The organism is Dorea sp. 210702-DFI.3.125, assembly GCF_020560945.1.
GTDB lineage: Bacteria > Bacillota > Clostridia > Lachnospirales > Lachnospiraceae > Dorea > Dorea formicigenerans.
Map to the genome: position 1 here is coordinate 1 of NZ_JAJCNF010000106.1, position 318 is coordinate 318.

General features: G+C 49.4%; 1 pseudogene. It reads left to right on the plus strand.

The annotated features are described in order from the left end of the window. Window positions 1–318, plus strand: a pseudogene (locus LI164_RS15755) (conjugal transfer protein); the annotation flags it as partial.

A 318-nucleotide genomic window follows, 5' to 3' on the forward strand; every position in this document is an offset into this window, starting at 1 on the left:
CAAGGGCTGGACAGAACCGGGGGACTTCACAGGACTTAAAGGCAGTCAGCGAAGCCCTGTCCTATCTCCGGCAAAAGGGGCTTTCCACTGTGGAGGACTTAGAAGTATTTCTGGAATCTTCCGGGAAATCAGCCGCCGATTACCGCAATCAGATGAAGCCAAAGGAAACCCGCAGCAAAGTGATTGACGGGATTCTTGCCAGCCGGACAGACTGCCAGGAATGTAAGCCTGTCTATGAGAAATACCAGAAGATATTTTTCAAAAAAACAAAGGAGAAATTCAAACAGGAACACCCGGAGGTTGCCCGGTATGAGAAAG